At 48.7% G+C, this 25,574-nt stretch carries 16 protein-coding genes; 12 read left to right on the top strand and 4 right to left on the bottom strand.

Annotation, left to right across the window (positions count from 1 at the left end; translation table 11 throughout):
• Positions 1-12 precede the first annotated feature (12 nt).
• Positions 13-1,404 (top strand): TolB family protein, encoded by a 1,392-nt coding sequence (locus ABEB26_RS10655; RefSeq protein ID WP_345721982.1) that lies wholly within the window; start codon positions 13-15, stop codon positions 1,402-1,404.
• Positions 1,405-1,591: 187 nt separating this feature from the next.
• On the opposite strand, the gene ABEB26_RS10650 is transcribed toward ABEB26_RS10655, so the two are convergent.
• Entirely contained in the window at positions 1,592-2,578 is a 987-nt protein-coding gene (locus tag ABEB26_RS10650) for a helix-turn-helix domain-containing protein (RefSeq protein ID WP_345721981.1), read from the bottom strand.
• Between the two features lie 201 nt (positions 2,579-2,779).
• Between ABEB26_RS10650 and ABEB26_RS10645 the strand changes: the two genes are divergently transcribed.
• The 3 genes from ABEB26_RS10645 to ABEB26_RS10635 all read left to right on the top strand — a co-directional run bounded on the left by ABEB26_RS10645 (position 2,780) and on the right by ABEB26_RS10635 (position 5,066).
• Positions 2,780-3,001 (top strand): helix-turn-helix domain-containing protein, encoded by a 222-nt coding sequence (locus ABEB26_RS10645; RefSeq protein WP_345721980.1) that lies wholly within the window; start codon positions 2,780-2,782, stop codon positions 2,999-3,001.
• Between the two features lie 105 nt (positions 3,002-3,106).
• Entirely contained in the window at positions 3,107-3,331 is a 225-nt protein-coding gene (locus tag ABEB26_RS10640; RefSeq protein ID WP_345721979.1) for a response regulator transcription factor, read from the top strand.
• A gap of 154 nt (positions 3,332-3,485) precedes the next feature.
• Positions 3,486-5,066: a M23 family metallopeptidase gene (locus ABEB26_RS10635; protein ID WP_345721978.1), complete on the top strand. Its 1,581-nt coding sequence runs from the start codon at positions 3,486-3,488 to the stop codon at positions 5,064-5,066.
• 172 nt (positions 5,067-5,238) lie between these two features.
• On the opposite strand, the gene ABEB26_RS10630 is transcribed toward ABEB26_RS10635, so the two are convergent.
• Together ABEB26_RS10630 and ABEB26_RS10625 are read right to left on the bottom strand one after the other, a co-directional pair.
• Positions 5,239-6,414, bottom strand: coding sequence for a MalY/PatB family protein (locus ABEB26_RS10630; RefSeq protein ID WP_345721977.1), 1,176 nt, complete (start codon positions 6,412-6,414; stop codon positions 5,239-5,241).
• Positions 6,415-6,542: 128 nt separating this feature from the next.
• The gene (locus ABEB26_RS10625; protein WP_345721976.1) at positions 6,543-7,370 is read right to left on the bottom strand and encodes an STAS domain-containing protein; all 828 of its coding nucleotides are present in this window, start codon (positions 7,368-7,370) and stop codon (positions 6,543-6,545) included.
• Positions 7,371-7,624: 254 nt separating this feature from the next.
• Between ABEB26_RS10625 and ABEB26_RS10620 the strand changes: the two genes are divergently transcribed.
• The 4 genes from ABEB26_RS10620 to ABEB26_RS10605 all read left to right on the top strand — a co-directional run bounded on the left by ABEB26_RS10620 (position 7,625) and on the right by ABEB26_RS10605 (position 13,989).
• Complete coding sequence (locus tag ABEB26_RS10620) at positions 7,625-10,255, top strand: M16 family metallopeptidase (RefSeq protein ID WP_345721975.1); 2,631 nt, start codon at positions 7,625-7,627, stop codon at positions 10,253-10,255.
• Between the two features lie 243 nt (positions 10,256-10,498).
• Positions 10,499-12,001 carry a CHAT domain-containing protein gene (locus tag ABEB26_RS10615; RefSeq protein ID WP_345721974.1) on the top strand — a complete coding sequence of 501 codons (1,503 nt, stop codon included), beginning with the start codon at positions 10,499-10,501 and terminating at the stop codon, positions 11,999-12,001.
• Positions 11,998-12,609: a molybdenum cofactor guanylyltransferase gene (gene mobA / locus ABEB26_RS10610; protein ID WP_345721973.1), complete on the top strand. Its 612-nt coding sequence runs from the start codon at positions 11,998-12,000 to the stop codon at positions 12,607-12,609. The genes ABEB26_RS10615 and mobA overlap by 4 nt, the downstream gene beginning before the upstream one ends.
• Positions 12,610-12,633: 24 nt before the next feature.
• Complete coding sequence (locus ABEB26_RS10605; RefSeq protein ID WP_345721971.1) at positions 12,634-13,989, top strand: glycosyltransferase family 4 protein; 1,356 nt, start codon at positions 12,634-12,636, stop codon at positions 13,987-13,989.
• Positions 13,990-13,992: 3 nt separating this feature from the next.
• Here ABEB26_RS10605 and ABEB26_RS10600 read toward each other — a convergent pair whose 3' ends face one another.
• On the bottom strand, positions 13,993-14,784 hold the full coding sequence (locus tag ABEB26_RS10600; protein WP_345721970.1) for a carotenoid biosynthesis protein: 792 nt from the start codon (positions 14,782-14,784) through the stop codon (positions 13,993-13,995).
• A 122-nt stretch (positions 14,785-14,906) separates the two neighbouring features.
• On the opposite strand from ABEB26_RS10600, the gene ABEB26_RS10595 reads away from it, so the two are divergent.
• The 4 genes from ABEB26_RS10595 to ABEB26_RS10580 all read left to right on the top strand — a co-directional run bounded on the left by ABEB26_RS10595 (position 14,907) and on the right by ABEB26_RS10580 (position 25,550).
• Complete coding sequence (locus tag ABEB26_RS10595) at positions 14,907-18,299, top strand: AAA family ATPase (RefSeq protein ID WP_345721969.1); 3,393 nt, start codon at positions 14,907-14,909, stop codon at positions 18,297-18,299.
• A gap of 153 nt (positions 18,300-18,452) precedes the next feature.
• On the top strand, positions 18,453-18,815 hold the full coding sequence (locus ABEB26_RS10590; protein WP_012188769.1) for a response regulator: 363 nt from the start codon (positions 18,453-18,455) through the stop codon (positions 18,813-18,815).
• Between the two features lie 30 nt (positions 18,816-18,845).
• Positions 18,846-19,751, top strand: a complete 906-nt coding sequence (locus ABEB26_RS10585) for a GNAT family N-acetyltransferase (protein WP_345721967.1) — start codon at positions 18,846-18,848, stop codon at positions 19,749-19,751.
• Positions 19,752-19,916: 165 nt separating this feature from the next.
• Positions 19,917-25,550 (top strand): PAS domain S-box protein, encoded by a 5,634-nt coding sequence (locus ABEB26_RS10580; RefSeq protein WP_345721966.1) that lies wholly within the window; start codon positions 19,917-19,919, stop codon positions 25,548-25,550.
• Positions 25,551-25,574: the final 24 nt, after the last annotated feature.

Genomic DNA, 25,574 nt, shown 5'->3' with positions numbered 1-25,574 from the left:
GAGAAAAGGCGTATGCGTCGATTGGTTTCTTGGTTGCTGCTGTCTGCCATCCTCGTAGGATGCAGCACAGCCCCAGCAACAGTTAATATCACCGTTACACCAAATTTACGTCAACAAACTGCAACGGCTTTTGCTTTAGTAAACCAAGGGCTGCAACGCCGAACTGCCACACCAACCGCAACCGCAGAACCAGGTGCGCCAACGCCAACAACTTCAAGCAATCCGCAGGCAACGCCAACAGTTAATCTTGGTCCGATTACAGTTACCCCGTTGCCAAGCCCAACGCCCTTGGAAAGCCCAACGCCAACCGAGACTCCGTTGCCAACTGAAACGCCAACTCCCGAGCCAACCGCCACTCCTGCTCCACCAAGCGCGAGTAGTGGCTTGATTTTCTTTGAGCGAGCAGGCGCATTGTGGAGCTATGACGTTAAAGCGAAAACTGAGCAACTGATTGCTGAGCAGGGCGAGTTGGCCCGCGTTTCGCCAAATGGCGCTAAAATCGCCTATTTGGATAACCGTACCCTGTTCGTTGCTGATCGCGATGGTGAAAATCGCCAAGCCTTGACCCAAAATGTCAATGAAGCGCCACGTTGGGCACCTGATAGCACGGCTTTGGCTGTGGTCAGCGGTAGTCCTGATAATCGCTATCCTTTGGCTTGTGCCAACGATAGCCAATTGATCGTGGTCGATTTGAATAGCAACACCAGCACGACGATTGCCCAAGGTTGCCAGCCAGCTTGGTCACCTGATGGCAAACGCTTGGCTTATGTTTCACCAACAATTGGCGATATCAACGAAGGTTTTAATACCGTTGGTTTGGTTGGTCGTCAAGGCCAAAATGGCTGGACTCCAGTGAGTGCTCCAGTGCAAAACGCGGCATTCCCTGATCCCCGACGAATTTTCTATGCACCGTTCTGGAACCGTGATGGCAGCGCTTTGTATAGCTTTGGTTTTATTGGCTATCGAATCCTGATTGATTTCAGCACGATTGAACAGATCGATCCAATCAATGGTGGAACCAAGCCAATTGGTTTGGCTTTGGATGTACAAAGTGCCAGCGTGCGGCCAACCTTGCGAGGCGATGGGGCCGCGTTTATTTCGCTGGGAGCCAAAGGTAGCCCAATGTTGAATCTGGTGCACACGGGCAACCAACCCCAAATTATTAATTATATTGATATTCCCATTGAAGTTTCGGCGCTAGTTGATCTTGGTACTGAGTTTGTTTCGCAGGCTACTTGGGCTCCTGCAGGCGAGATTCTTGCGCTTGTGGTTTGTGCTAACGATGGGTTCGCTTGTACCCCTGGCGGGAGTGGTACGATTCAACTCTATGACCCTAGAACTAAACTCAGTACCCCACTGATTCAAAATGTCGATGCTGAGGGTAGCATTGATTGGGGGCGCTAGCGATCAGGAGTTTTTAACCACGAAGGGCACGAAGATCACGAATGTAAGTTGAATAGTGCAAAGGCATTGATTGGGAAATCAAACGCCAATAGACATAAGCCAATAGTCATAGCATTTCCGTGCCCTTCGTGGATCAACAACTGGCCCCTCAATCCTCTGCGCATTTGGGTTAGAGCCAATGCTTTCGCTACTCCAAAATTTCTTGTTGTTCATAGATATTGGGTGGAATATAGACCCGAAAATCTTGAAAGGTGCAAACAACCGGAACCATTGACTGGCTAATAATCCCAACATCAAGCCGACTATAGGGAATCCGTTCAATTTCGGCAGAACCGATCCAAACATTATTCACAAAAAAACAATGCTGATTATGCATAACCAACATGCCTAGTTGATTGACCTCGCCTGGACGAATTGTTGGAACAGACATTCGATCAAGATGAATTTGAAAGCTATCGCCACCATTGCGAGTGCTGATCACTGAGGCTAATTGAGGTTGGTCGCGGATTCGGAAAATTGCATGGCTAGCATCGCTCATTTCTTCAAAAATCAGTGCAAAGCCATCATTTTCGCTTCCACCTGCGCAACGCTTGGCATAAACACTCAGGTAGTAAATGGGTGGCGCAAAACAATGGGAATCGCCACCGATAAAAACATCATTATGAAAACGATTGTGCAAGGTAAGCTGATAAGCGCCATCAGCGATCGTTCGCTCAACCCGACATACCCCATCATCTTTATAGCCCAAGCCCCAATGTTGATTATTGCCGACAAACAGATCATGAAAATAGAGCTGCCAAGTGGCTTGTACCGTTGCCAGCGAAATATCCTCGGCACTGTTACTATGCCGACTTGAAAGCAATTCTTCGCGATAGCGCACAATTGTGTATTTCTGGAGCACATCATGCGGCGTGCCATAGGTATTCCATGCTTGCTTGACCGAACAAAGCATTAAATCTGCTTCTAAAGCGGTCAAACCAAGTGCTTGAGCCAGCCGCAACACCTGATCTTTAAAGCGCGGCGTATATTTGCCATTAAACCAATTACTTAAGGTTGGCACTGCTACGCCAACTTTTTGGGCTAGCAGATTCTGGTTCACATGTTCATCACGACTCCGCTCAAAGAACAGCCGTAGCAATTCAGCAAAAGTATATGGTTGATAGCGATGATCCATGGTTCCCCCAATAAATCCACAGGCATGCACCCAAGAACCCATCCATATTTTAGGTAAATCGCAGATTCATAGCTGAGTGCTAAAAAAATATAACTCGTCCAACCCCGCCCCTGTTACAGTCATTCCAATAAGTTCTTGTGCTGCGCAGCATATGGCTTCAGACCATTCAGAAGGCTCAATTGATATAAGGAGACCTAACGTATGCATAGCCTGAGTGCCCGTGAATGCGATGTTTTGGCATTAGTTGATCAGGGCTGGAGTGATGCTGAGATTGCCAAGCGTTTATCGATTTCGATCTGGACAGTCCGAACGCATCTGCGCAGTAGTGCTAGCAAGCTAGGTGTGAAATCGCGCCAACAAGCAGCCCATGCAGCTCGCGCCATAGCTGTATTACAACAAGCAACAACAGCCAAAAATCGCTAATTTTGGTGATGTGGATACATGGATAATTTCCTATCATAGCAATATCCCAAGGCCGAGCAATTGACCAAGCTCATCGAAATGGTTGCGCTAAAACATGGAGTAGTTATGCCAATACCAACAACTCAGCTCACCGCCAGCGAACAGCGGATTATGCAAATCCTAATTCAAGGCAAAACCAACAAAGCGATTGCCCACATGCTGCAAACAACCGAAGGCACGATCGAAACCAGCTTGCATCGAATTTATAGCAAACTCAACGTTGATAATCGAGTGAGTGCTACACTGGCCTATCTAGCAATTGAACCCACTCAGCATGCTAGGGATTCCTAGCATACACCATTAAAAGCTAGGAGATCCTAGCAGCGCAATTATAGCGCAATCACTATACTCTGCTCAATCAGATTAAGCTTTAAATTAAGGTAAAGGAGGGAAAGATAGCAACCATAGCTACGTATGGATTAATTTAGCATTTAGGAGTCAATTTATGCAATTCAAACGGTTATCTTTGTTGATCTTTCTTTGGTTTGGTCTGAGTTTGATGAGTATTGGAGAACCAAATACGAGCCAAGCAGCCCCACCACAACAGTTTCTGCGTAACCCATCATGGAGTGTATACAATCGTAGTCAAGGCTATCACAACGGCTATGCAGTAGACTTCCCAACTGGAACAAGCCCGGTTGTGGCAGCCGGTGATGGGGTGGTTAATCGTGTAGGCACAAATCCTCGGCGGAATTGTGGTAGTGGGGTTCCGTTTAATGGTACTTTTGAACGCGAATTTCGAATTGATCATCAAAATAGCTATGGTACTGGCTATCTTCATCTTGGTTCATTTGGAATCAATCCACGTACAGGCCAAGAATGGAAAGCTGGCGACCAGATTTTTGCTGGTGAAGTAATCGGTAAGAGTGGCAATAGTGGTTGTGCCACAGGCAATCATCTCCATTTTTGGGTTTATCAGGAAAACAATGGAATCAATCCTGATACAACCAATTTGTGGATGCCAACCTATCCTGATACTGGCAGGATCGAAAATCCAGCCTCAAATAGCACAGTAGCAGGTCTTGTCTCCATTCGTGGCTGGGCTAAGGTTACTAGAACTTTCCAGACGAACAGCTATAAACCTGCCAGTGGTGGCGCAATTGAACGAGTTGAAATTTGGATGTATCTCCCAAATTATCAAAATTTCATCAAACTTGGTAATGCTAAGTATGGTGAATATCGTAATGATTTAGGTGGTAATTTTGGCTGGAGTTTTACTTGGGACACATCACGAATTACTGCTAGTCGCTATCAAATCCAAGCGCGTGCTGTTTCAACAACAGGAGGAATCAGTGTCTTAGAAGGCTATGAATCAGGATCAGTTTGGGTCAATACGAGTGGCCCTCAACATCAAACAAAGTGGCATATGCGTTACAACTTATCAAACGGAAATGCCGATTTCTCATTCAATTATGGCCAAGCCAATGATATTCCTATTGTTGGTGATTGGGATGGTGATGGCAAAGATACCCCTGGCGTTGTACGTGGCAATATGTGGTATCTCTCAAACAGCTACGGTGAGCCATATACTATTAGTTTTAACTTTGGTGAGGCTGGCGACATTCCAGTGGTTGGCGATTGGGATGGCGACGGCAAAGATACCCCTGGGCTTGTTCGTGGAACAATCTGGTATATCTCGAATAGCCTTAATGGCGGCTGGGCCGATCGTTCCTTTGGGTTTGGTGAGGCTGGTGATATTCCAGTCGTTGGCGATTGGAACGGCGATGGCAAAGATACGCCGGGCGTAGTGCGCGGCATAACATGGTATCTTTCCAATAACCTCAATGGTGGCTGGGCTGATATTTCGCTTGGGTTTGGTGAGCTAGGCGATAAATTCATCGTTGGCGATTGGGATGGCGATGGCGATGATACCCCTGGAGTTGTGCGTGGCAATATGTGGTATCTATCCAATAATCTCAATGGTGGCTGGGCCGATCTATCCTTTATGTATGGCGATCCCGCTAACTATCCCATTGTTGGTAATTGGGATGGCGATCGGAATAGCGATATTGGCGTAATTCCCTAGCATAATCTAACCAATAAAGCCAAACAGCCCGAGAATCAATCGAATCTCGGGCTGTTTTTGATGCTTATCCAGTTATGATTGAAAGCTTCAATCATAACTCCATCACCAACTGCCAACAACCGAACCGATCCCTGATCCCCGATCCCCAATCTCCATTCTTATGTTCTATGCTCTATGTTCTATGTTCTTCCAATGCCACTTGCATGCGCCGCAACCCTTCAGCCAACAATGAGCGCGGCGTGGCAAAATTGACTCGCCAAAAGCCCAAGCCAGCTTCGCCATACAAGCCGCCCTTTTCTGGACCAACTTTGGCATGGGTGCGAAAACGCTCGGTCAATTCCTCTTCGCTCCAGCCAGTTGCCCGAAAATCGAGCCACGCCAAGTAGGTGCCTTCGAGTGGTGTTAGCCGTACCAATGGATTGTCGGCAAAGGTTTGTTCGATCAGGCGATAGTTTTCGCGCAGATAGTCATGCAGCGCATCGAGCCATTCAGCTCCCGATTCGTAGGCTACCGCTAGGCCAATATCGCCAAAAACCGTGCCAACATGATAGCCGCTGCGGCCTTTTTCGGCTTCGTAACGCTGGCGATGCTCCTCGTTGGCAATTACGCCATACGAAGTCGTTAGGCCAGGTAAATTAAAGGTTTTGCTGGGAGCAGCCAAGGTAATCAGCTGGTCGGCCAAATCGGGGCGTAAACGGCCAAGCGGGGTAAATTCAGTAAATAAGGCCAAATCGCAGTGAATTTCGTCGCTCACTACAATCACGTTATATTGCAGACACAAATCGGCAATTCGATTTAGCTCATCGGTGTTCCAAACCCGGCCAACCGGATTGTGTGGGCTGCACAAAACCAGCATTTTGGCTTGAGCAAGTTTGGCCTCAAGATCAGCAAAATCAATCTGGTAGTGACCATCGACTTCGAGCAAACGATTTTCGATAATTGTGCGGCCATTCTCGGTGATTGCGCCATAAAACGGTGCATAGACTGGTGGCTGAACGACAATCCCATCGCCAGCTTGGGTAAAAGCTCGCACAGCGACATTTAATGCAAACACTACCCCTGGATTAATCACAATTTGCTCTTGGGGGATTTCCCAATTGTGGCGAGTTTGATTCCAATGTTGAATGGCTTTGAACATGCGCTCAGGTCTCGCCGCATAGCCATAAATTGGGTGTTGTGCCCGCTCGATCAGCGCCGCAGTCACGGCTGGCGGCGAGCGAAAATCCATATCTGCAACCCATAACGGCAGCACATCAGCACCACCTAAGAATTGCTCACGCATATCCCACTTTACCGAATTGGTGTTAACTCGATCAATCACTTGATCAAAGAAATCCCCAGTGATCATGAATGCTCCCTCACGGCCACAAACTGGCTGCTACAGCGAGAAAACCTAGCAACAACTCGGCGCTGAGCCGCACACAGGTTCTGTTGGCACTCATTGTACTACCAATTTAGGTCAGATTTGGGCTTGAGTTAGCGCCGCATCGGTTTGCTGCTTTGGCGTTTCTGGCGTTCAAAGGCATATTCAACCCCGGCCTGTAAGGTGCCTTGAGTGCGCACGCCCTGCAAATTTACCCCGAGTTGCACCAAGGTTTGGGCCATTTCAGGCCGAATGCCCACCAATAAAACCTCGGCTCCGACCAATTTGGCCGCCTGCGCCGATTGAATTAAGTTGTGGGCAACTTGGGTATCAACTACCGGAACCCCAGTTACATCAATTAATACTGTTGAGGCTTGCTCCTCGCTGATGCGTTGCAATAAGGCTTCGGTAATGCGGCTGGCCCGTTGTTCGCCCAAAACGCCAATCAATGGGACAACTAACACACCTTGCGAAAGTGGAATAATTGGGGTTGAAAATTCGGCGATTTGGCTGGCCTGCTCACGAATATGCTGTTCCCGCGCTTTGAGAATCGTATCCGAGAGTTTCATCGCCCCAGTATAGACAATCGCATGCATTTGTTGCATCCACCACAAAAGCGCAGCAGGATTATCGGCAAATGTCGCATTCAGATCTTCGGTAATTACCTCAACGCCCATGTTGATGCCGAACAAAATATCTTCAACAGTTGCACCTTGTTCAGCGCGTTGTGGACCAATTCGCATCAGAAAATTGGGCATCGCCTCAACTTTACCAGTGCTGAGATCGCTCACAAAGGCCATGTAGGCATAGCGAATTGAGGTTTGCAATTGATCATAGCCAAAACTACGATACAAATTAATTTTGGCTGCGAAGACGCGATCGGTGGCGGTAGTAACGTAGCGATCAAGGTGCGCTTGAATATGCTCAAGAATAGATTGCATCGATAGGCTCCGTTGTTGCGGCATCATTGATCGAACATAGCGATTGATCAGAGTGGCGCTAATGTATTTAGTTGATTACCAAGGGCTAAAAACATCATAGCCTAGAATAATCGTGCTCGCAATCCTGTTTATGCGCCCGTACTAAATCCCCTTTTAGTGTGAATTACGCTTGCCAATGTTAATAGCTTGCAAGCGGCACGGTCAGCTTTTCGGCTCTATAATACTGACAGGTTTCTTTTGCAGGAGACAGCTGAATGACACTTGCAACCAATCTTCATCGGCTACCCAATGGCTTGACTGTGCTCACCCGCGAGGTGCATACCGCACCAATCGCGACCAACTGGATTTGGTATAAAGTTGGCGGGCGCAACGAACGGGTGGGCATTTCGGGCATTTCGCACTGGTGTGAGCATATGTTGTTTAAGGGCACGCCATCGATGCCCAAAGGCGCGTTTGATGCCACGATTGCCCGTAATGGCGGTACATTCAATGGCTTTACTTGGATTGACTACACCGCCTATTATGAAACCTTGCCAGCCGATCGTCTCAGTTTGGGGTTGCAAATCGAAGCCGATCGCATGGTCAATTCATCATTTGATCCTGATGAAGTGGCTTCTGAACGCACAGTAATCATCTCGGAACGCGAGGGCAACGAAAACAGCCCGAGTTTTTGGCTTGATGAAGAATTGCGTTCAACCGCCTTCAAAGTGCATCCCTATCGCAATGGGGTTATCGGCTGGAAGAGCGACCTGCGAGCCATGACCCGCGAAGATTTATATACCCACTACAAGACCTTTTACGCTCCCAACAACGCAGTTTTGGTGGTCGTCGGCGCGTTCAACACCGACGAAGTGCTCAAACAAATCGAAGAATTGTATGGCTCGATTCCCCAAGGCTTGCCCTTGCCCGAAGTGCGTGGCGAGGAGCCAGAACAACAGGGTGAACGCCGTGTGCATGTTTCGCGGCCTGGCCCCAACTCAATGATTCAAATGGCTTTCCATGCACCACCAGCCACCTCGCCCGATTGGGCCGCCTTGACTGTGCTTGATGCCGTCTTGACAGGTGGTAAATCGCCTTCGTTCACGGGCGGCGGCGCTCAAACCAATCGCTCAGCCCGTTTGTATCGGGCCTTGGTTGAGGGCGAATTGGCAACTGGCGCTTATTCATCGTTTATGGCAACGCTTGATCCATTTTTATTTGAAATTGGGGCAACCGTGCGGCCTGATCGTACAGTCGAGCAAGTTGAGCAAGCGCTCTACACTGAAATCGAGAAGCTGCAACAAACGCCAATTAGCGAGGCTGAATTGCACAAAATTCAGCGCCAAGTGCGGGCCCAACAAGCCTACAGCCTCGAACGGATTAGCAATCAAGCCATGATGTTGGGGATGTGGCAAACCCTTGACTCATATGAACGTGCTGATAGTTCGTTGGATGAGATTGCGGCGGTAACTGCTGCCGATGTTCAACGAGTTGCTCAGCAGTATCTCGCACCAAAACAGCGCAATGTTGGGGTCTTTACGCCAAGCAATAGCAGTGGCGGAGGCCAAATTACCCCAACTGCTCGCACATTTCACCCAGCCTTAAGTTTTTATAATGCCAAGGCGGCTGAAGCTGAAGCCACCGCTGCCGCCAACAATGCACCGCCAGCAACCCGCCATGTGTTGAGCAACGGCATTGTGGTGTTATTGCAGCGTAACCCCAATAGCCCAACCGTCAGCATTCAGGGCGAAATTGCGCTGGGTCAAGTGCACGAGCCAAGTGCATTAAATGGTGTGGCGGTGTTTACTGCTGCCGCACTCACTCGTGGCACGACCACCCGCAGTTTCCACGATATTACCAATCTTACCGAAGATCGCGGCTGCTCGATTGCCGCTAGTGCAGGCCGTCACACCACCTCGTTTGGGGGCAAAGCCTTAAGCGATGATGCCCCATTAATTTTAGAATTATTGGCTGATGTGCTGCGCAACCCGACTTTCCCTGAGCGTGAAATCGAGCGTTTGCGTACCCAATTTACCACCATGCTGCGCCAAAGTGAGCAAGATACCCGTTCGCAGGCATCGAAAGCTGCGCGGGAACAACTGTATCCCAGCAATCATCCTTATTATTTTTCACCCAACGGCTCGTTAGACACCGTGCCTGGGATTACTACTGCTGATCTTGCCGCCTTTGCCAAACGTTATCACCCTGCCGCCACCACCATCGCAATTGTTGGCGCTATTGACGAAACGGCGATTTTGGCCGAAGTTGAGCGTTGGTTTGGCGATTGGCAAGGTCAAGGCGAGCCACCAACGACCGCCGTACCAACTGTCGATCTGCCGCCAACTGTGCTGCGCCGCGAAATCGAGGTCGCAGGCAAAACCCAATCCGACTTGGTTTGGGCCGTGCCAGGTTTGGCTCGCACCGACCCCGATTTCTATGCAGCGATGATGGCCAATTTAGTGCTTGGTCAATTGGGGTTGATGGGGCGTTTAGGCGAAAATGTGCGCGATAAACAAGGCCTTGCCTATTATGCCACCAGCCGGATCGATGCTGATGTTGGGGCTGGCGCGTGGATCATCTATGCTGGGATCAATGCCAAGAATGTTGATCGGGCACTGAGTGCCATCCAAGAGGAAGTTGATCACTTGCTGGCCGAAGGTATTAGCGAACTCGAACGTAGCGATTCAGTGGCCTATCTCACAGGCATGCTGGGGATTAGCCTTGAGGCCAACAGTGGCATCGCTAATATGTTGCTGAATATCGAGCGCTACAACTTAGGCCTCGATTATGTGCAGCGCTATCCCGAGATTATCGGATCGATCACGCTTGAACAAATTCATGCTGCTGCTAAACGCTTGCTTTCCAGCGAACGCTATGTGATTGGTGTGGCTGGCCCAGCCGCCTAAACTAAGCATTTACGTTTAAATAATAGCTGGATGAGCTATCAATTAAGTGATTGGCTCGTCCAGCTATTATTTATGCGGTTGCTCCAAACCATAAACGTCGTGTGCTTGCTGATTAGACTACTAACCGCAAAAAACAAATAATTCTTTGCTGGTTTTAATCCCTCGGCTCACTCTTGCCCCAACAAGCCCTTTAAGTGTATGATGCTGCTAGTTTCGCACTGTAGCGCTATGGAGTTGTTGCGTATGAGTAGCTATGCCGACTTTGAATTAACGATCAACCCAAAAGATGCTGAAAATAGTTTTGTAGTGCATGGGCGCACAGCCAAAGGCATGCAAGATAGCGATAGCCTAATTTTGCCCGTTGATGATCCGCGCTATCAGGCCTTTCAAACCGCCTTGGATTATAACACCCCTCTTACTGAAGATCAGGTGGTTGATTTTGGAATTGTGCTCTACGAAACATTGTTGAAAGGCAAAATTTGGGCGTTATTTACAACAGCCCGTGAGACGGCTCGCTCCCAAGGTCAATCATTGCGGATTAAACTCAATATTGATGCCAACAACCCTGCTTTAGCTACAGTTGCCACGATTCCATGGGAGTTTGCCTGCGATAGCGCGGGAATTCCCCTGACAACCGATCATTCAATCTGTCGATTTTTGACTTTTCCTGAATCGGTGCCAGTTTTGAGTTTGGGCCAAGAAAAATTACGGATCGCCTTAGTGGGAGCCTTGCCAGCCGAAATGGCTACTACCCATCCTGTCGATATTCAAGGTGAACTAGCGGCGATTCATCGTTCGTTAGAGCCGTTGGTTACCCAAAATCAAGTTGAAATTATTGAAGAAACTCAATTAACTGCGCCGAAACTTCAGCGGCTTGTGCGTGAATGGCGACCACATATTGTGCATTATGTAGGTCATGGCGATTTCCAAGGCACAACTGGAGCATTAATTCTCGATGATGGCAATGGTAAAAAACATCTTTCAACTGCTCGTACATTAGCAACGCTCTTGCGCAATTCCTCGGTGCGTTTGGTGGTGCTGAATGCTTGTAAAACCAGTACGGTTTCCTCAACTGCCTTGCTGCGCGGAATTGCCCCAGCCCTGATGGCAGCCAATATTCCGGCGGTTGTGGCCATGCAATCATCAATTTTAGATACAGCAGGCAAGGCCTTTGCTGAGGAATTTTATCGGGTACTCGCAACCGGTACGCCAATTGATGCTTGTGTTGCTGAAGGACGTAAAGCAATTATTGCCTATAATTTTGGCCAGCTTGATTGGGGCTTGGCGACGCTGTATATGCGGGCTGATGATGGAGTGTTGTTCAATCTTCCTAATCCTCCAGCGCCAAGTAATCAGGTGGTAACCCCAACCACAGCGCCAACGAACGAAACCGCTCCTCCCGCAACGCCAACTTCTGGCAATAGCATCAATAATTTCATGGGCAGCGGCAATACCTTTAGTGGCGGTAATTTCTCTTTTGGCAACGTGGTGGCTGGTAATCATAATCAAACGACTATCAATCATGGTTCTAGCCAGCCAAATACTCCAAGTTCAGCGAATGATAAGCAACAAGCCCTAGCAGCAGAGCGTGAATTGCTGGCGCTCAAAGAGAAGAATTTACATAACACCAAGATGCAAATTGCTAAATATGGGATTGGCGTGCCTGTTCATTTATTGAACCAACAAGATGACTTGCGCCAAGATATTGCGGAAATTCAAAAGCGGATTACGGAATTGAGCCAATGATGGCTGAGCTTGGTTGTGTAATTATTGCTGGCGGCAAGGCGCGACGTTTTGGTAGTGATAAACGCCGCCTGCGGTTGTGGGGCGAGCATGGCCTAACCTTGCTCGAACATACGCTGGCAGTTGCTCAAACGATGTCCAATCAAGTTGTCATAAGCTTAAACGATCCGACTGAGTGGCCTGAATTAAGTGTGCCATTGCTTCAAGATGCTGTGCCTGATGCTGGCCCGCTGGCCGGAATTGTAGCGGGCATGCGCCAACTTGCGACTGAATGGACGTTGGTGTTAGCCGCCGATTTGCCCTTACTCTCAACCGGATTGTTACAAGAATTGCTGAATCTGCCACGCCATAGCTTGGCAGTCGTACCGCAACGCCAAGCCGATTCGCAACAGCGTGGTGGGTGGGAACCATTGTGTGCACTCTATCAACGCGCTTGCTTGCCCCACTTTGAGCAGGCGTTGACCACTGGTCAATATCGATTAACCCAACTGATTGAACAACTCCAGCCCCAAGTTTGGCCAATCACCAGCACTAGTCCGTGGTATCAGCATTTACATAATCTCAATCGCTTGGACGATTTGCACCAACTGGCAGCAGTTAAGGTACTATAGCCAAAATGCTAGTTGAGGCCTGTCATGCAGCGTGTGGCTTTTTGCACCCCAGTCAATCCAGTTGAATCGGGTATTTCGGATTATAGCGAGGAATTATTGCCCTACTTGGGGCAGTATGTTGATCTGACCTTGGTGGTTGATCCTGAGGTTCAGCCGACCAATCAACAACTACTCGCGAAACTGCCGATTATCCGCATTAGCGATTTAGCCAAGCAGCATACGCGGCAACCCTTCGATGCAATTATCTATCATATGGGCAATAGCCCTGCCCACAGTCGTTTTTGGCAAAGTTTGCAAAGCTTGCCTGGAATTGTGGTGCTACACGATTATGTCTTACACCATTTAATGCTTTGGCATGCTGCCAATCGCTTGAAAAATGTCACAAGCTACCGCCAATTAATCCAGCACTATTATGCTGAGAACGGCACAAGCATTGCCCAACGTATGGAGCGTGGTCAACTTGGCGATGCAGTATTCGATTTTCCGCTTTCTGAGCCAGTTATCGCCCAAGCCAGCAGCCTGATTGCCCATAGCCAATATGTGCTTGATCGAGTGCAGCAACAGCGTCTCAATTTGGCGACTTCGCTGGTTCCAATGGGTGTGCCCTTGCTGCCACCGCCTGATCGATTGGCTGCGCGTCAAGCGCTCCAATTGCCCGCCGACATTCCAATTTGGGCCAGTTTCGGCCATATCAACCCTTATAAACGGATTGAACAGGCACTTCAGGCTTTTGCCCAATTTCGCCGTAACTATCCCGATGCACGGTATATTTTAGTTGGTAGCGTCTCGCCGAGCTACGATCTCAAGGCCTTGCTCCAACGTTTGCAGCTTGGCGAAAGCGTCCAAGTCACGGGCTATGTTGATCATGCTGATTTTAACCGCTATGTTGCGGCGGCTGATCTTTGTTTCAATGGGCGCTACCCTTCGGCTGGCGAGACTTCGGCCAGTTTGTTGCGCTTGTTGGGTGCTGGCCGCGCAGTGTTAGTTAGCGATATTGCTACATTTAGCGAATTGCCCGCCGATGTGGTGGCGCATGTTCCCGTCGATCGCGATGAAGTTGCCTTGATCGCGGCCTATGCCCAGCGTTTATGGGCCGATGTTGCCCTACGCGAGGCCATGGAAACCAATGCCCGCCGTTATGTCGCCGAAAAGCATAGTTTGCCCTTGGCCGCGCGAGGCTATGCCGATCACCTGAGCCGCGTGCAGGGCTGGCCGCGCTTGGAACCGCAACGTGAGCCATTGTGGGATATTAATACCGTCACCATCCACCATTCAATCGCCCAAACGATTGGTCATAAAGCTGCCCAACTTGGCTTAGTTGATGACGATGCGCCGTTGCTTGATCGTTTGGCGGCGCGGCTACGAAATTTATTGGCATAATTGTTATTGAATTAATTGATCGTAACGCCAATGCCAAGCAATCTGGCGTTGTTGCAAGCGCCAGCCAAAGCCTGCCAACAACAATAAACCCAAGGCTCCCGCAGCTAATTGCTGATGGGTCAGATTGACCAGCGTGAACAGTGCTAAATTGAGCAAATAGATTGCAATTGGCAAGTTGAGTTTGGGGCTTTGGGCTGCTTTGGTTGTGCTTTGCCCAAGCATTTCAGTTGCCAAGGCTAAAATGAAGGCTAAGCCCCACCACGCTACAAAATTGGCGGTTGGAATTCCAAACAGCGGGCCGGTTTCGAGCCAAGTCCAATAGCGATTGACATACACCGCCACTGGCTCGATCACCAAATCAAACAGCATGGCAAGGCTGGCAGCACCCAAGACCGTTGGCCAAAAACCAACTTTTGGCATGAGCATTCGACTTAATTCGAGTGCGCCTGGCACAACCAACAGCCATGCAAACGGAATCGCCAAGGGCACAACGCCAACAATTTCGGGCAAAAGCACAGCATTATATTGATATGCACCAAACGGCCAACCTGTGGTAACCCCGAGATGCTCGGTAAGCCACGAACCAACCGCAATAATCAGGCTGCTGAGCCAACCTAGCTTACCATAACGTTGAATTAGCCACCAAGCTGCCAGCCCGCCCGGCACGACCAGCATCACGGTTGCCATAAATTCGCCGCCAGCTGGCACTAGATCAAAGGCCAATAATGGCACGCTCCAAGCCCAAACGAACAAGTAGCCCACCCAAACCCAATGCCCCACACGTAGACTAGCCACAAAGTTCACCCCTGAAATAGTAAAATCGTCTCTTGCGATCCTACTCTACTGCCGCTAGGATGGATGTATTCATGTTCAGAATTTCTGCGTATGCTTGATCGTTTGATAAAGGACGCACCTGCATGGCCGCCAACCCTCAGATCAGCAGCTTTCTGCCACGCTATGTCCTACAACGGCTTATCGAAGAGCATCAACCGCGCCAGCCGCTAGCCGAAGATCAATTGGCAACGGTTTTGTTTGCCGATTTTTCTGGTTTTAGTCGTCTCAGCGAGCAATTTGCCTACGATCAAACCACAATCCTCGAATATATTTCCGATGTGCTCAACGACTCATTTAGTCAACTAATCGACACGGTGATTGCCCACGGCGGCGATGTGGTGAAGTTTGCTGGCGATGCATTAATTGCAATTTGGATGGCTGACGATCTTGATCAATTAACCCAAAATACCCAGCTTGCAGCTCAATGTGGCCTAGCGATTCAAGCAAGCTTTAACAATCCTAGTGAATCTGAGCGTTTGGCGATTCGGGTGCAAATTGGGGCTGGCTCGATTTCAAGTTTTATCGTGGGCGGTGTGAACAATCATTGGGAGCAATTGATTACAGGCGAGGCGCTGTTACAAGTGCATTTGCTTGGCTCGCAAAGCTTTGCTGGCCAAGTGATCATTTCGCCCGAAGCGCGTTCGTTGATTCGCAAATATGGACTGGGCGAAGATTTACGTGCTCAGGCTTTTCGCCTAACTGCGATGGCCGAAAATTTGCCCTTGCCAACAATTAATCAAACTATACCTGATTATCCCACGGAACAACTGACCCCGTTTATGCCCACGGCGGTGATTGCCCGCATTAATGCCGGTTTGCACGAATGGCTGGCCGAATTACGCCATTTGAGCGTGATGTTTATTAACGTGCCAGCTTTGAGCTTTTTTACCACGTTAGAGCAAGTGCAAGCCGCAGTCAGTGCCTTGCAAACCGTGATTTTTCGCTACGAAGGTAGCATCGACAAACTGTCGGTTGATGATAAAGGTGTAAGTTTGCTGGCGGCCTTTGGTTTACCGCCGCTCTCGCATCGCGATGATGCTGAACGGGCGGTGCGCTCGGCTTTAGAAGCCTCAGCCGCATTGAGCAAACTCAGCTTAACTCACACGATTGGCATTGCCACTGGTCCAGCCTTTTGCGGCGAGATTGGCAATAGCCAGCGCCGCGAATTTACCATGATTGGTGATGTCGTCAATCGCGCTGCGCGTTTGATGGAAGCCAATCTTGCGCCAATTCTCTGCGATCAAACCACCGCCCAAGCTAGCCAACAGCATGTGCGCTTTCAAGTACTTCCGCCAATTACGATTAAAGGCAAAAGCCAGCCAATTACAATCTATCGCCCACAACAAACCAACCACAGCCCCGACCAAATTCGGCCTCGACGCTTGATCGGGCGGCGGCGCGAGCGTGGGCAAATTGAGGCTTTATTTAGCCAAACTCAGTCAACCATTCAACATGTGGCGATAACTGGCGATAGCGGCATGGGCAAATCGGCTTTGTTGTATGAGGCTGTTGAAATTGCCCAGCATTACGAACGCCAAGCTATGTTGATTACCAGCAGCAGCCTGCGTCAATCGGCGCAGTATCCAGGCTGGCGTTTGTTGCTTGAGGCTTGTTTGGCGGTTGAGCAATGGCCCAATCAAGCGGCTCAATGCTATCAATTAATTATTCAGCGTTTGCAATTGCCTGAACATCTAGCTAAATCGGTGCAACTGTTGCACGATGTTTTAGAATTACCAGGTCGCGCTGAAGCCAATGCGACTGATCACGCTCAGCAGGTTCAAATCATCCATGAATTAATTGGCCATGCCTTGTATCAACTGCATGCCCAACGCCCGTTGGTCTTATGCATTGATAATTTGCAGTGGTTCGATTCGTTGGCCTTGGCGACGCTTGAATTGTTATTGCAACAGCATGGCGACATTATTCTGATCACGACTGCGCCAGCCACTGTAGCATGTCTTGAGCCCCAGCAAACCATCCATCTGCAAGCACTTGATCCGGTGGCGTGTATCGCGGTGGTTGCTCAATCGTTGGGCGTACAGGCGATTCCGCCAAGCGTGGCCTTGTTTATCAATCAGCGTTCAGCAGGCCACCCGTTGTGGAGCATCGAGCTAGCCCAAGCCTTGCGCAATGCTGGTATGATTCGAGTCAACAATGGGGTTTGCAAGCTCGATCAATTTAGCCAACTGGAAAAACTCAATCTCCCAAGTACAATTCAGGGCGTGCTGGTCAGCCGTATCGATCAACTGCCGCCGCAACCTCAATTAACCCTCAAAATCGCCAGCGTCATCGGCCATGATTTTAGTTTGGCGGTGCTTGATGCGATTTATCCAGTAGCCCATGAGCGTGAGCAGATTCCAGCGCACCTTGAGTTGTTGCTGCAACAGGGTTTTATTCACGAGGCTGCCGAGGGCTATCAATTTAGTCAGGCAATTATTCATGATGTGGCTTATTCGTTGTTGTTGTTTGGCCAACGGCGGGCCTTACATCGGGCAATTGCCGAATGGTATACTCGCGAACATCCGCATTTGGTTGAGGCAGGCAGCAGCCTTTTGGCCCATCACTGGAGCCATGCAATCGATCCTGATGAGCCGGAAAGCCGTCAGCCTGCGATCGATGCCTTGCGGCGGGCGGGTGAGCAAACCCTTGTGCGCTGTAGCTATCGCGAGGCGATTCCGTTTTTCGAGCGAGCCTTGCATTTGCTGGCAATTGATGATGATTTTGCCGCGCAGCAACAAATTGTGCGCATGCAATTTAATCTGAGCCAAGCCCGCTGGCGGTTGGGCGACCATAGTATGGCCTTGACCAATTTGGATGCGGCATTGGTAACCGCGCAACAAATTGGTGATGGGGTTGGTGAAGCCGATGTGCTGCGCCAATTTGGCAACATTGCCTATGTCCAAGGTGACCTCTACACTGCCCAACAACATTTTCTAGCCAGCGTAGCCCGAGCACGCAAGGCCAATTATCCCAGCGGAATTATTAGCGGGGTTAGTAATGTTGGCGTGGTGGCGTTTGCGCGGGGCGATTATCAAGTTGCCCGTGAAGCTTATCGCGATGGTTTAGCAATTTCAATCGAGCAAGGCCACGATTTTGGCATCGCCGTCAATCAACTCAATTTGGGTGGTTTAGCGATTGTAGAACAAGCTTGGGATGAAGCCCGCCATTATTTGCATCAAGCGTTGAGCTTGGGTTATGCCAAACACATGACTTTAGTCTGTTTGCATAGTTTGGTGGCTTTGGCTGAATGGCGTTTGGCGACCAATCAAGCTGATGCCAGCGCTCACTTGATTCAGATTGTGCTGCATCATGAAGCAATTGATAGTGAAATTCATGCTGCAATTGATAAACTCAAACCCAAGCTAATTCAAATTTTGGGCGAGACCCAATGGCTGATTATGAGCCAGCGCCCGACAACGCCATTTGAGCAAGTACTGCCTGCGATTATGCAAGAATTGGCTACTGAAAAAGCCTAAGTGCTATGCTACAATAACGGTATCGCACCAACCAAGATCGAACTATAACGCCAATTTGGGACAAATTGTTAAGATCTCGTCAGCAAAAGGTCTAGGCACGATCTACCAAAGCCGTTACAATAGACGACGGTATGATCAAGAATAGAGGTATATATGCCGACGATTTTAGTGATTGAAGATATTCCCGATAATGCAGCTTTGGCCCGTCGGGTGCTGAATGCCTATGGCTATTCGGTGCTTGAGGCGGCTGATGCTGCCAGTGGGCTGGATATGGCCCTCGAACAACATCCCGACCTGATTTTGCTTGATTTGGGGCTGCCTGATGCCGATGGCCAAACCGTGGCCGGAGTGTTACGTGGTACACCCGAGACTCAAAACATCCCGATTGTGGTTTTTACCGCTTGGCCCGAAGAAACCGCCCGCCAAATGGTTCGTGCCTATGGGTGCAATGGCTTTATTCGCAAACCTTTATCAGTGATCGATTTTGCTCAAGCGATTGCCAGTTACCTTTCCTAAAAGGCTTAGCACCATATATCAAGGATGTATATGACTACAGATGGTTTTCACGATGGTTCGGCCATAGAGCTTACGCCAGCAGCCAGCTTTACCATTGATGAATTGGTCGCAATTTATAACCAAACTCGGATCGATTATATTGTGCCAATGCCAATGAATAGCCAACGGCTCGCTGAATATATTCGGTTATATGATGTTAATTTGGATGCTTCGTTTGTCGCCAAGGCCGATGGCGACATTTTAGGCCTCGCGATGTTGGGCGTGCGCCGCGATCATGCGTGGGTCACTCGTTTGGGGGTGTTGCCCAATCGACGTAAAGGTGGAATTGGCCGCGCGTTAATGGTCGCCATGGTTGAAGCCGCCCGCCAACATTGGCTCAAATATGTCCAGCTTGAAGTTATTTTGAATAATACTCCCGCGCATAAGCTGTTTTTGGCGCTGGGCTTTGAGGAAACCAACCAGCTTTTGGTGATGCGGCGACCGCCAGGCCCAGTTAAACAGCCTGCTGTTGGCTCAATCGAATGGCTCGATTGGTCGCAATTACAACGACTTGTGCGCCAACAACCTCGGGGCGTACCATGGACAAACCAAGCTGATTCATATGATCACATGGCCATGGTCGAAGGATGTCGGGTCAATTTGCCTGATGGTGGCCGTGGTTGGTGCATTTTTCGTCGCCAACCCTTGGTGCTCTCGCATATTCGCTTGCATACCGAGGTTGGCGATCCCAATGCGGTTGGCTCAGCGCTACTGGCCCATGTTCATCAACGCCATAGCCGATTGGATACCCAAGCCGAGAATATTCGCTGCGATGACCCACACTTGGCAGCCTATGAACAGCATGGCTATATTGAAGCCTTCCAGCGCATCGAAATGCTTTTAAACCTTGTAGCCAACGAACGGGTCAATAAAAATCCCCCCCAATCCGCATCATAAACGGGACTAAGGACAAATCACAATAGCAGTCAGTTTGGGGAGGAAATAGGTATAATCACAAAGCGCAGTTGTTCTAATGTTGGTTAACCTTGAACAACGCTGGTACGTTGGCCTGAATCAACACAGCACAAAAGTAACTTTTGGCACAGTATACGAGGTAGGGTTATGGCTAGTGGACTGACTGATACCGCATTGAATAGCATTCGGCTCAAGCGTATTTTGCGCTTTGGGATTTTTACCATGATTATTGGTGTAATCATGGCCGTGCCCTATGGCCTAGAAGCTTTGCGCTTGCCATCGTGGCAAAACTACATGAGCGTCATCAGCATTGTTGTGGCAGCGATTGGTGGCTTATGCGCTACTATTTCGGCCAAAAAAGGCTGGTTGATTGCAGGTGCTTACAGTTTAATCGTCTCAATTGCTGTTGCTACCTTTCCGAGCCAACTCTTTATTGCTGAGTTTGGCTTTATGCTCTCGATTCTGAATGTGTTCTTTGTGCTGGTTATTTCGATCCAAACCCTGCCTGAACGCCATATTTTCCCAGTTATCTTAGGCACGATTAGCCTTGGCGTGATTGCCACCTTGCTCAAAACCTTCTTGAATATTCAAGAAGTGCGAGTTTCTGGCAGCCAAGAAATTTACATGCCTTTGATGAGCATTGCTGCAATTGCCATTTTGCTTTTCTTTGTGTTTCGTGAATTTGGTACACTCTCGATTCGCAACAAAATTCTGATCTCGTTTGTGTTGGTAACAACCCTACCAATTGCGATTATCTCGTTTATTACGTTGCGCTCAACCCGTGATTCGCTGACAAATCAGGCCAATAGCTTGATTTTGGTTAATGCTACGAATATTGCCAATGAAATTGATGATTTTGTTAATCGGAATATTAACCGGGTTAGCGCACTCTCGCGCATTCCTGAATTAAGCGAATATTTGTTGGCTGCCGAACAAAATACCTTGGTTCCCGACCAAGATCGCGATACCCGTAATTTGTTCCGTGCAGTTACCACCGAAAATAACGATACACTCTCGGTCGCTTTGCTGAATAATCGTGGTGTGGTCTTGGTCGATACTGTGCCAACCAACGTTGGAGTTAATGATTCAGGGCTTTCATATTATCAAGATGCAATTCGTACTGGTCAGAGCATTATCTCACCAGTAACCTTCGGTAACGATAACCTGCCTTCAATTTATTTCAGTACGCCCGTTCGTAATCCCCAAAGCCAAGAAATTATCGGTGTGTTACGGATTCGTTATAGCGCTAGTATTATTCAATCATTGGTCGCCCGGAGTAATGATCGTGCTGGTCAAAACTCGTTTGGGATTGTACTTGATGAATATGGTATGCGGATTGCTCAGGGCAGCGAATTAACCCTCTTGTATAAAATTGCCGATAATTTGCAGCCTGATGAAATTAAACGGCTCCAAGATGAACGGCGTTTGCAGAATATTAATCCAGAAAATCTGCTTGTGCCATATCCTGAATTAATCAATGCAATCAAAGCGATTGTGCTTGATCCGCAAACTAATGGCGAAGTGATTTCGATTTCGAGTACGATTGCGGAACAGGATAAACCCGGCGATCCCGACCCTGAAGGTAACGATATTTATGCCTACACCGCGACCAAAACCGTGCCATGGCGGATTCTCTATCACCAAAGCGAAGCAACCTTCTTAGCGCCAATTCGCCAATCGGAGCGCTATACAACCTTGATTGTGTTGGCGTTATTGGTTGGAATTAGTATGATCGCTGTGTTTGCAGCGCGAATTTTGACGAATCCAATTGAGCGTTTGACGGAATTTGTTGAACGTTTCCGCCAAGGCGATTTATCAACGCGTGCTCCAGTTAGCTCCCAAGACGAAATTGGCCAACTGACGACCACCTTTAATAGTATGTCTGATCAGTTGCAAGAAACTCTGCAAGGTTTGCAACAACGCACAATTGCCTTGGAAACATCGAACGAGGTCAGCCGCCGACTTTCAACGATTTTGAACCCCAATCAATTGGTGTTGGAAGTGGTTGAGCAGCTCAAAAATACCTTTAACTATTATCACGCCCACATTTATTTGGTTGACCAACAGACTAATGAGTTTGTGATGATGGGTGGTACAGGCCAAGCTGGGCGGACCTTGTTGGCGCGTAATCACCGCATTCCGCAAGGCCGTGGTTTGGTTGGCCGTGCCGCCAACACCAAAGCTGTGGTGTTGGTGCCTGATGTGAGCCGTGAAGCTGGCTGGTTGGCCAACCCCTTGCTCCCTGAAACCAAGGCTGAAATTGCTGTGCCAATTATGCTTGGCGATGAAGTGCTCGGTGTGTTGGACGTGCAAAATGCTGAAGTTAATTCGCTAACCAACGATGATGCGACCTTGCTCCAATCGATTGCAGCCCAAGTGGCAGTTGCCTTGGAAAACGCTCAATCGTTTGAAGAAATTACTCGCACTCAAGAACTCTTGCGAATTCGCGAACGGGCGATCACCGCTAGTAACGACGGGATTGTGATTGTCGATCCACATCAGTTTGATATGCCAGTGGTGTATGTCAACCCAGCCTTCGAACGGATTACGGGTTATACACCTGAAGAAGTGCTTGGCAAAAATTGTCGTTTCCTGCAAGGCGATGATACTGACCAACAAGGCTTGCGCGAATTGCGTTATGCAGTGCGGGAAAAACGCGCTACACGGGTGCTTTTGCGCAATTATCGCAAAGATGGCAGCCTATTCTGGAACGAACTCGATATCAACCCTGTTTTTGATGAAAACGGCGAGTTGATCAACTTTATCGGGGTGCAACAAGACGTAAGCGAACGGGTTGAGGCTCAGCAAGCCTTGCAGGAATCCTTAGGTTTCCAAAAGACCATGGTTGATAGTGCTAGCTATATGATTATCTCAACGACGGTTGATGGACAGATTACCTCTTTCAACCGTAGTGCTGAGGTTGCACTTGGCTATAGTGCGCACGATATGGTTGGCAAAAGTCCCGCAGGCGCATTTCATGATCAAGCTGAAGTTATGCAGCATACTGAAGCGTTGCGGTCAAAACTAGGCTACGCAATCGAACCATTTGATGCAATTGTGTATGAGGCCAAACAAGGTCAACCTTCGGTTAAAGAATGGACGTATATTGCTCAAGATGGCCGCCGATTCCCAGTCCAGCTTTCAATTACTGCTTTGCGTGATCAACAAGGGAATGTCACTGGCTATTTGGGAATTGCCAACGATATTAGTAACCAAAAACAACAAGAACAAGCCTTGCGAGATAGTGAAACTCGTTATCGATCATTGGCTGAATCCTCGCGCGACGTGGTGTTTATCTTCGACCGCGAACACCGTTTGCAATATATCAACGAATTTGCGGCGAGCATCTTTAATCGCACGCCCGCTGAGCTAATTGGCTTGCTTGATGAGCAAATGCTTACCCCTGCTACGGTCGAATCGCGACGGGCTGATGCCGAGATTATTTTCAGCACCGCCCAAAACCTCAATCGTGAATCGATGTTTATGGTCAATGGCGAAGAAACCTGGTTCGACTTCCAATTACTACCAATTATGGATGATCAAACGAGCAGTCCCGAATTGATTATGAGCGTTGGCCGTAACATTACCGACCGCAAGCGTGACGAACAAGAACGCGAGCGCAACTTGGTTGAAACTGACCGCCAACGTCGAACATTGCAAGGGATTCTCGAAGCCCTGCCAGTGGGTGTTATTGTCTACAACACCCAGTTTGAAATGCAGCTTCAAAATCAGAGTGCTGAATTGATTGTTGGTCGTCCTATTGGAGATACCAACCCCGATGAACTTGATGTAAATAGCGAAACATATACGTTGTTTGTACCAGGAACGGATACGCCATTTGATCCAAAGTCGATTCCAGTATTTCATGCGATGAATACTGGTGAACGTACCCAAGTTGAGTTTGATATTGTCCATGATGATGGTCGTCGCTTTACCGTGCTAAGTAGCGGTGCACCAATCTTCAATAGCGAAGGCCACGTTATCAGCGGGATTGCACTCTTGCAAGATATTACTGACCGCAAAATCAACGAGCAAGAACGTGAACGCTTGCTGCAAGCCACAATCGAACAAGAACGCTTGCTCAAGGCGATTCTCGATAACATGCCGATTGGGGTCTATGTGGTCAATAACAAGGGTGTCAGCCAGATGATCAATCGCTCGACGATTGAGATTCTGGGGGTATCCGGCCAAATGGGCGCGGCAGTCTTAGACCAAGCGGATTTGCCACGACCTAAGTTCTTGTATGAAGGCACTGAGAAAGAATTGGATGTCCATGACACTGGTTTGTTCAAAGCCTTAGCGACTAAAAAACCATCGCGTGAATTGGTCGATGTGATGCGCTTTGATGGTACACGGGTTTCAGTCGATTCAACGTCGGTTCCCATGTTTGATGAACAAGAACAACTGACTGGTGTACTTTCACTGATTCAGGATGTAACTGAGCAGCGTAATGCTCAACGCGAACGTGAACAACTTTTGAGCCAAGTGGAATATCGGGCACTCGAATTGGAAACAGTGGCTCAAGTTAGTACCTCGGCGGCAGGTTTGTTGAATGTGGAAGAATTGCTGCAAACCGTGGTTGATCTCACCAAACACCGTTTCGGCCTCTACCATGCCCACATCTACTTGTACAACCCTGAGAGCCAACTCTTAGAATTGGCCTTCGGTGCTGGCGAAATTGGCCGCACAATGGTCAAGGAAGGCCGCACGATTCCATTAGATCGTGAACAATCATTGGTGGCTCAAGCTGGACGGGCACGGCGCTCGATTATTGAAAATGATGTGCGTTCTAACCCGAACTTCTTGCCACACCCACTGTTGCCCGAAACTCGCGCTGAAATGGCAACACCGCTGATTGCTGGCTCGATGCTGCTCGGCGTGCTTGACGTTCAATCCGACCAAAGCAACATTTTTACTGACGATGATCGTAAGATTCAAACCACTTTGGCGAGCCAAATTGCGATTGCCTTACAAAATGCTCGCTTGTTTGCTGAACAAACGGCTACCATGCAGCGCTTGCAAGAGCTAGACCAACTTAAATCGGCTTTCTTGGCCAATATGTCGCATGAGTTACGCACACCGCTCAATTCGATCCTTGGCTTTACCGAGGTAATTCTCGAAGGTATTAACGGGCCAATCAACGACCTGATTCATAATGACTTGAGCATTATTCATCGTAACGGTCGCCACTTGCTCAACTTAATCAACGACATTTTGGATATGGCTAAGATCGAATCGGGCAAGCTCACGCTCTTCCGTGAAACCTTCGATGTGGTTGAAGTATTGCATGAAGTGGCAAGCACTGTTGGGCCGTTGGCTACTCAGAAACATCTGGAGCTACTGGTCGATATTGAGCCAAATCTCAAATTGCCAGTCTACGCCGACCGTTTCCGTATCCGCCAAGTATTATTGAATATCGTAGGCAATGCCTTGAAATTTACCGAGCAAGGTTCGGTGACAATAGGCATTGACACAACGCCAACGACCCGTATGATTAAAATCCAAGATACAGGCATTGGAATTCCGCTGGATAATCAAGACACGATTTTTATGGAATTCCATCAGGTCGATAATTCGACAACCCGTAAGGCGGGTGGTACGGGCTTAGGCTTGCCAATTAGTCGCCACCTTGTCGAAATGCATGGCGGCAAACTTTCGATGGTTAGTAGCGGCAACCCTGGTGAAGGCTCACTCTTCACGATCGAATTGCCAATCAACGCCAGCGAAGATGAAGTTAATCCTAATGCAGCGCCAGCCAATCAACCTATGTCTGTAGAATAATGGTTATGCGCATTGTGCTGCGGC

Source organism: Herpetosiphon gulosus (assembly GCF_039545135.1).
In the GTDB taxonomy this organism is placed as follows: Bacteria; Chloroflexota; Chloroflexia; order Chloroflexales; family Herpetosiphonaceae; genus Herpetosiphon; species Herpetosiphon gulosus.
The sequence above is the reverse complement of the archived record's forward strand: the minus strand, read 5'-3'. Positions and strand labels throughout refer to the sequence as shown.

Coding starts and splice junctions, on each gene's coding strand:
- ABEB26_RS10655 (WP_345721982.1), top strand. CDS start 13: ATGCGTCGATTGGTTTCTTGGTTGCTGCTGTCTGCCATCCTCGTAGGA.
- ABEB26_RS10650 (WP_345721981.1), bottom strand. CDS start 2,578: ATGGATCATCGCTATCAACCATATACTTTTGCTGAATTGCTACGGCTG.
- ABEB26_RS10645 (WP_345721980.1), top strand. CDS start 2,780: ATGCATAGCCTGAGTGCCCGTGAATGCGATGTTTTGGCATTAGTTGAT.
- ABEB26_RS10640 (WP_345721979.1), top strand. CDS start 3,107: ATGCCAATACCAACAACTCAGCTCACCGCCAGCGAACAGCGGATTATG.
- ABEB26_RS10635 (WP_345721978.1), top strand. CDS start 3,486: ATGCAATTCAAACGGTTATCTTTGTTGATCTTTCTTTGGTTTGGTCTG.
- ABEB26_RS10630 (WP_345721977.1), bottom strand. CDS start 6,414: ATGATCACTGGGGATTTCTTTGATCAAGTGATTGATCGAGTTAACACC.
- ABEB26_RS10625 (WP_345721976.1), bottom strand. CDS start 7,370: ATGCAATCTATTCTTGAGCATATTCAAGCGCACCTTGATCGCTACGTT.
- ABEB26_RS10620 (WP_345721975.1), top strand. CDS start 7,625: ATGACACTTGCAACCAATCTTCATCGGCTACCCAATGGCTTGACTGTG.
- ABEB26_RS10615 (WP_345721974.1), top strand. CDS start 10,499: ATGAGTAGCTATGCCGACTTTGAATTAACGATCAACCCAAAAGATGCT.
- mobA (WP_345721973.1), top strand. CDS start 11,998: ATGATGGCTGAGCTTGGTTGTGTAATTATTGCTGGCGGCAAGGCGCGA.
- ABEB26_RS10605 (WP_345721971.1), top strand. CDS start 12,634: ATGCAGCGTGTGGCTTTTTGCACCCCAGTCAATCCAGTTGAATCGGGT.
- ABEB26_RS10595 (WP_345721969.1), top strand. CDS start 14,907: ATGGCCGCCAACCCTCAGATCAGCAGCTTTCTGCCACGCTATGTCCTA.
- ABEB26_RS10590 (WP_012188769.1), top strand. CDS start 18,453: ATGCCGACGATTTTAGTGATTGAAGATATTCCCGATAATGCAGCTTTG.
- ABEB26_RS10585 (WP_345721967.1), top strand. CDS start 18,846: ATGACTACAGATGGTTTTCACGATGGTTCGGCCATAGAGCTTACGCCA.
- ABEB26_RS10580 (WP_345721966.1), top strand. CDS start 19,917: ATGGCTAGTGGACTGACTGATACCGCATTGAATAGCATTCGGCTCAAG.